Raw genomic sequence first — 5554 nt, forward strand, 5'->3', positions numbered from 1 at the left:
GCCCGGGACGCGTTTGATCCTTGAGAACTCAACAGTGTGTCATAGTCGACGAATTAGTTTGTTATGCCCCGTCAACATTGATCTTTCGGGATGTTTTGTTGGTGGTTTCTTTGTATGACGATAATTTCTGACATTTTTGTCAGGGTTTGTTGTTGTCAGAGATTTGGCTCTTCTTTTCCCGTGGCTGCACTTGTGTGGTTGTGGGGTTTGTTTTTCAATGGAGAGTTTGATCCTGGCTCAGGACGAACGCTGGCGGCGTGCTTAACACATGCAAGTCGAGCGGTAAGGCCCTTTCGGGGGTACACGAGCGGCGAACGGGTGAGTAACACGTGAGTAATCTGCCCTTCACTTTGGGATAACCACCGGAAACGGTGGCTAATACCGGATATGACCGGATCATGCATGTGGTTCGGTGGAAAGTTCTGGCGGTGGAGGATGTGCTCGCGGCCTATCAGCTTGTTGGTGAGGTAATGGCTCACCAAGGCTTCGACGGGTAGCCGGCCTGAGAGGGTGACCGGCCACACTGGGACTGAGACACGGCCCAGACTCCTACGGGAGGCAGCAGTGGGGAATATTGGACAATGGGCGAAAGCCTGATCCAGCAACGCCGCGTGAGGGATGACTGCCTTCGGGTTGTAAACCTCTTTCAGTACCGACGAAGCGAGAGTGACGGTAGGTACAGAAGAAGCACCGGCCAACTACGTGCCAGCAGCCGCGGTAATACGTAGGGTGCGAGCGTTGTCCGGAATTATTGGGCGTAAAGGGCTCGTAGGCGGTTTGTCGCGTCGGGAGTGAAAACTCAGGGCTTAACTCTGAGCTGGCTTCCGATACGGGCAGACTAGAGGTATGCAGGGGAGAACGGAATTCCTGGTGTAGCGGTGAAATGCGCAGATATCAGGAGGAACACCGGTGGCGAAGGCGGTTCTCTGGGCATTACCTGACGCTGAGGAGCGAAAGTGTGGGGAGCGAACAGGATTAGATACCCTGGTAGTCCACACCGTAAACGTTGGGCGCTAGGTGTGGGGCCTATTCCATGGGTTCCGTGCCGCAGCTAACGCATTAAGCGCCCCGCCTGGGGAGTACGGCCGCAAGGCTAAAACTCAAAGGAATTGACGGGGGCCCGCACAAGCGGCGGAGCATGCGGATTAATTCGATGCAACGCGAAGAACCTTACCTGGGTTTGACATATGCCGGAAAGCTCTAGAGATAGAGCCCCTTTTAGTCGGTATACAGGTGGTGCATGGCTGTCGTCAGCTCGTGTCGTGAGATGTTGGGTTAAGTCCCGCAACGAGCGCAACCCTCGTTCTATGTTGCCAGCACGTAATGGTGGGGACTCATAGGAGACTGCCGGGGTCAACTCGGAGGAAGGTGGGGATGACGTCAAGTCATCATGCCCCTTATGTCCAGGGCTTCACGCATGCTACAATGGCCGGTACAAAGGGCTGCGATGCTGTAAGGCGGAGCGAATCCCAAAAAGCCGGTCTCAGTTCGGATTGGGGTCTGCAACTCGACCCCATGAAGTCGGAGTCGCTAGTAATCGCAGATCAGCAACGCTGCGGTGAATACGTTCCCGGGCCTTGTACACACCGCCCGTCACGTCACGAAAGTCGGCAACACCCGAAGCCGGTGGCCCAACCCTTGTGGAGGGAGCCGTCGAAGGTGGGGCTGGCGATTGGGACGAAGTCGTAACAAGGTAGCCGTACCGGAAGGTGCGGCTGGATCACCTCCTTTCTAAGGAGCACACGCCCCGACCCTCACCGTTCGTGTGGGGGCGCATGGTGGTGTTCACTAGTGGAATCGTCGATGAAGGTCTGCCCGTTGGGGCTGGTCGTCCTCAGTACTGTCCGTGCCTGTCTGTCTCTCTTCGGGGGGATAGCGGTGCCGGGCGTGGAACCTGGGTGGCTGGTGCTGGTGGGTGGGTTTGACACACTGTTGGGTCCTGAGGGATCAGATGAGAGTCTGGTTTCCTTGGTGTTCCTCCCTTTGCCCGTGCCCGGGTTGTTTGCCTGGGTGTGGGGGTTGGTGGGGTTGTTGTTTGAGATCTGGATAGTGGACGCGAGCATCTGATGCCCGCCTGGAGTTTTGGGTGGGTGTCTTGTGTAATTTTTATGAATGACTCATCTCGTTGCTTTGATTGGGCGCGAGATGGTCGTGGTCTTTGTAGTTGAGTTGTTTTGACGTTGTTGAGACAAGCTATGAAGGGCACACGGTGGATGCCTTGGCACCAAGAGCCGATGAAGGACGTAGGAGCCTGCGATAAGCCCCGGGGAGTTGGCAACCGAGCTGTGATCCGGGGGTGTCCGAATGGGGAAACCCAGCTGGAGTCATGTCCAGTTACCCTCACCTGAACACATAGGGTGAGTGGAGGGAACGTGGGGAAGTGAAACATCTCAGTACCCACAGGAAGAGAAAACAACAGTGATTCCGAGAGTAGTGGCGAGCGAAATCGGATGAGGCCAAACCATGGCTGTGTGATACCCGGCAGGGGTTGCAGTCATGGGGTTGTGGGGCCGTTCAACCTTATCTGCCGGTGAGGTACAGAGTAAGAAACTCATGGTGAAGTCGAAGCCCATTGGAAAGTGGGGCCGTAGAGGGTGATAGCCCCGTAGACGTAAGCGATGAGCTCTGGAGCGTGACCCCAAGTAACACGGAACCCCTGAAATTCCGTGTGAATCTGGCGGGACCACCCGTTAAGCCTAAATACTCCTTGGTGACCGATAGCGGACAAGTACCGTGAGGGAAAGGTGAAAAGTACCCCTGGCGGGGAGTGAAATAGTACCTGAAACCGTGTGCCTACAATCCGTCGGAGCGATCCCTTGTGGGTTGTGACGGCGTGCCTTTTGAAGAATGAGCCTGCGAGTTTGCGTTGTGTTGCGAGGTTAACCCGTGTGGGGTAGCCGTAGCGAAAGCGAGTCCGAATAGGGCGTTTTAGTAGCACGATCAAGACCCGAAGCGGAGTGATCTATCCATGGGCAGGTTGAAGCGCGGGTAAGACCGCGTGGAGGACCGAACCCACTTAGGTTGAAAACTGAGGGGATGACCTGTGGATAGGGGTGAAAGGCCAATCAAACTCCGTGATAGCTGGTTCTCCCCGAAATGCATTTAGGTGCAGCGTCGCGTGTTTCTTGCCGGAGGTAGAGCACTGGATAGCTAATGGGCCCTACAAGGTTACTGACGTTAGCCAAACTCCGAATGCCGGTAAGTGAGAGCGCGGCAGTGAGACTGCGGGGGATAAGCTCCGTAGTCGAGAGGGAAACAGCCCAGACCATCAGCTAAGGCCCCTAAGCGGTGACTAAGTGGAAAAGGATGTGGAGTCGCATTGACAACCAGGAGGTTGGCTTGGAAGCAGCCACCCTTGAAAGAGTGCGTAATAGCTCACTGGTCAAGTGATTCCGCGCCGACAATGTAGCGGGGCTCAAGTCATCCGCCGAAGCTATGGCATTCACATATATAACTCAGCCTTCGTGGTTCAGGTGTGTGGATGGGTAGGGGAGCGTCGTGTCGCGAGTGAAGCAGCGGAGTGATCCAGTTGTGGACGCGACACGAGTGAGAATGCAGGCATGAGTAGCGAATGAAGAGCGAGAAACTCTTCCGCCGAATGATCAAGGGTTCCAGGGTCAAGCTAATCTGCCCTGGGTAAGTCGGGACCTAAGGCGAGGCCGACAGGCGTAGTCGATGGACAACGGGTTGATATTCCCGTACCGGCAAAATAGCGCCCATGACGAACCCGGTGATGCTAACCATCCGAAACCATGTTGACCGGACCCTTCGGGGCGAGGCGATGTGGCAGAGCGTGGGACCCGAACTGGTAGTAGTCAAGCGATGGGGTGACGCAGGAAGGCAGTCCAACCGTGGCGATGGTAGTCCACGGCTAAGGGTGTAGGACTGGTGGTAGGCAAATCCGCCACCTGTATGTCTGAGACCTGATGGGGACCCCGTATGGGGGAAGTGGATGATCCTATGCTGTCGAGAAAAACCTCTAGCGAGCTATGCGCCGCCCGTACCCCAAACCGACTCAGGTGATCAGGTAGAGAATACTAAGGCGATCGAGATAACCATGGTTAAGGAACTCGGCAAAATGCCCCCGTAACTTCGGGAGAAGGGGGGCCGGATCCGTGATTCACCTTGCGTGATGAAGCGGTGATGGCCGCAGAGACCAGGCCCAAGCGACTGTTTACTAAAAACACAGGTCCGTGCGAAGTTGTAAGACGATGTATACGGACTGACTCCTGCCCGGTGCTGGAAGGTTAAGGGGACCGGTTAGAGCCACTTGTTGGTTCGAAGCTGAGAACTTAAGCCCCAGTAAACGGCGGTGGTAACTATAACCATCCTAAGGTAGCGAAATTCCTTGTCGGGTAAGTTCCGACCTGCACGAATGGAGTAACGACTTGGGCGCTGTCTCAACCGTGGACTCGGCGAAATTGCACTACGAGTAAAGATGCTCGTTACGCGCGGCAGGACGGAAAGACCCCGGGACCTTTACTATAGTTTGGTATTGGTGTTTGGTTCGGCTTGTGTAGGATAGGTGGGAGACTGTGAACCGATCACGCCAGTGGTTGGGGAGTCATCGTTGAAATACCACTCTGGTCGTACTAGATGTCTAACCTAGGTCCGTAATCCGGATCAGGGACAGTGCCTGATGGGTAGTTTAACTGGGGCGGTTGCCTCCTAAAGAGTAACGGAGGCGCTCAAAGGTTCCCTCAGCCTGGTTGGCAATCAGGTGGCGAGTGTAAGTGCACAAGGGAGCTTGACTGTGAGACAGACATGTCGAGCAGGGACGAAAGTCGGAACTAGTGATCCGGCGCCAGCATGTGGAAGCGGCGTCGCTCAACGGATAAAAGGTACCCCGGGGATAACAGGCTGATCTTCCCCAAGAGTCCATATCGACGGGATGGTTTGGCACCTCGATGTCGGCTCGTCGCATCCTGGGGCTGGAGTAGGTCCCAAGGGTTGGGCTGTTCGCCCATTAAAGCGGCACGCGAGCTGGGTTTAGAACGTCGTGAGACAGTTCGGTCCCTATCCGCCGCGCGCGCAGGAAACTTGAGAAAGGCTGTCCCTAGTACGAGAGGACCGGGATGGACGAACCTCTGGTGTGCCAGTTGTCCCGCCAGGGGCACGGCTGGTTAGCTACGTTCGGAAGTGATAACCGCTGAATGCATCTAAGCGGGAAGCACGTTTCAAGATGAGGTTTCCCACCACGTAAGTGGGTAAGGCCCCCAGCAGAACACTGGGTTGATAGGCCGGAGGTGTACAGCAGTAATGCCTAGCCGACCGGTACTAATAGGCCGAGGGCTTGTCCCAACATCGTACATAACCACTCACACTACGAGTTGAACAAGACCCATGAATGCGCACAAGTAATGCCCGCGTCCACTAACCAGTTCCCAACCAACAAACCCATGAAGGTTTGACACGGTTGTGACAACTGAACAACGAACACCAACCAAGACTTGGTCCACACCCATGACACCCTATGGGGTGTGTTGACCACAAGAGTTACGGCGGCCATAGCGAAAGGGAAACACCCGGTCCCATCCCGAACCCGGAAGTTAAG

2 rRNA genes are annotated in these 5554 nt (G+C 55.5%); both read left to right on the top strand.

Annotated features, from left to right (window positions below):
* The first annotated feature begins 214 nt into the window (after positions 1–214).
* Positions 215–1731: ribosomal RNA gene (locus tag C5H89_RS13630) — 16S ribosomal RNA — on the top strand.
* A 455-nt stretch (positions 1732–2186) separates the two neighbouring features.
* Positions 2187–5301, top strand: a 23S ribosomal RNA gene (locus C5H89_RS13640).
* The 16S and 23S rRNA genes sit together here, the layout of an rRNA operon.
* Positions 5302–5554: the final 253 nt, after the last annotated feature.

This window comes from Nocardioides sp. 616 (assembly GCF_002930065.1).
Taxonomy (GTDB): Bacteria; Actinomycetota; Actinomycetes; order Propionibacteriales; family Nocardioidaceae; genus Nocardioides; species Nocardioides houyundeii.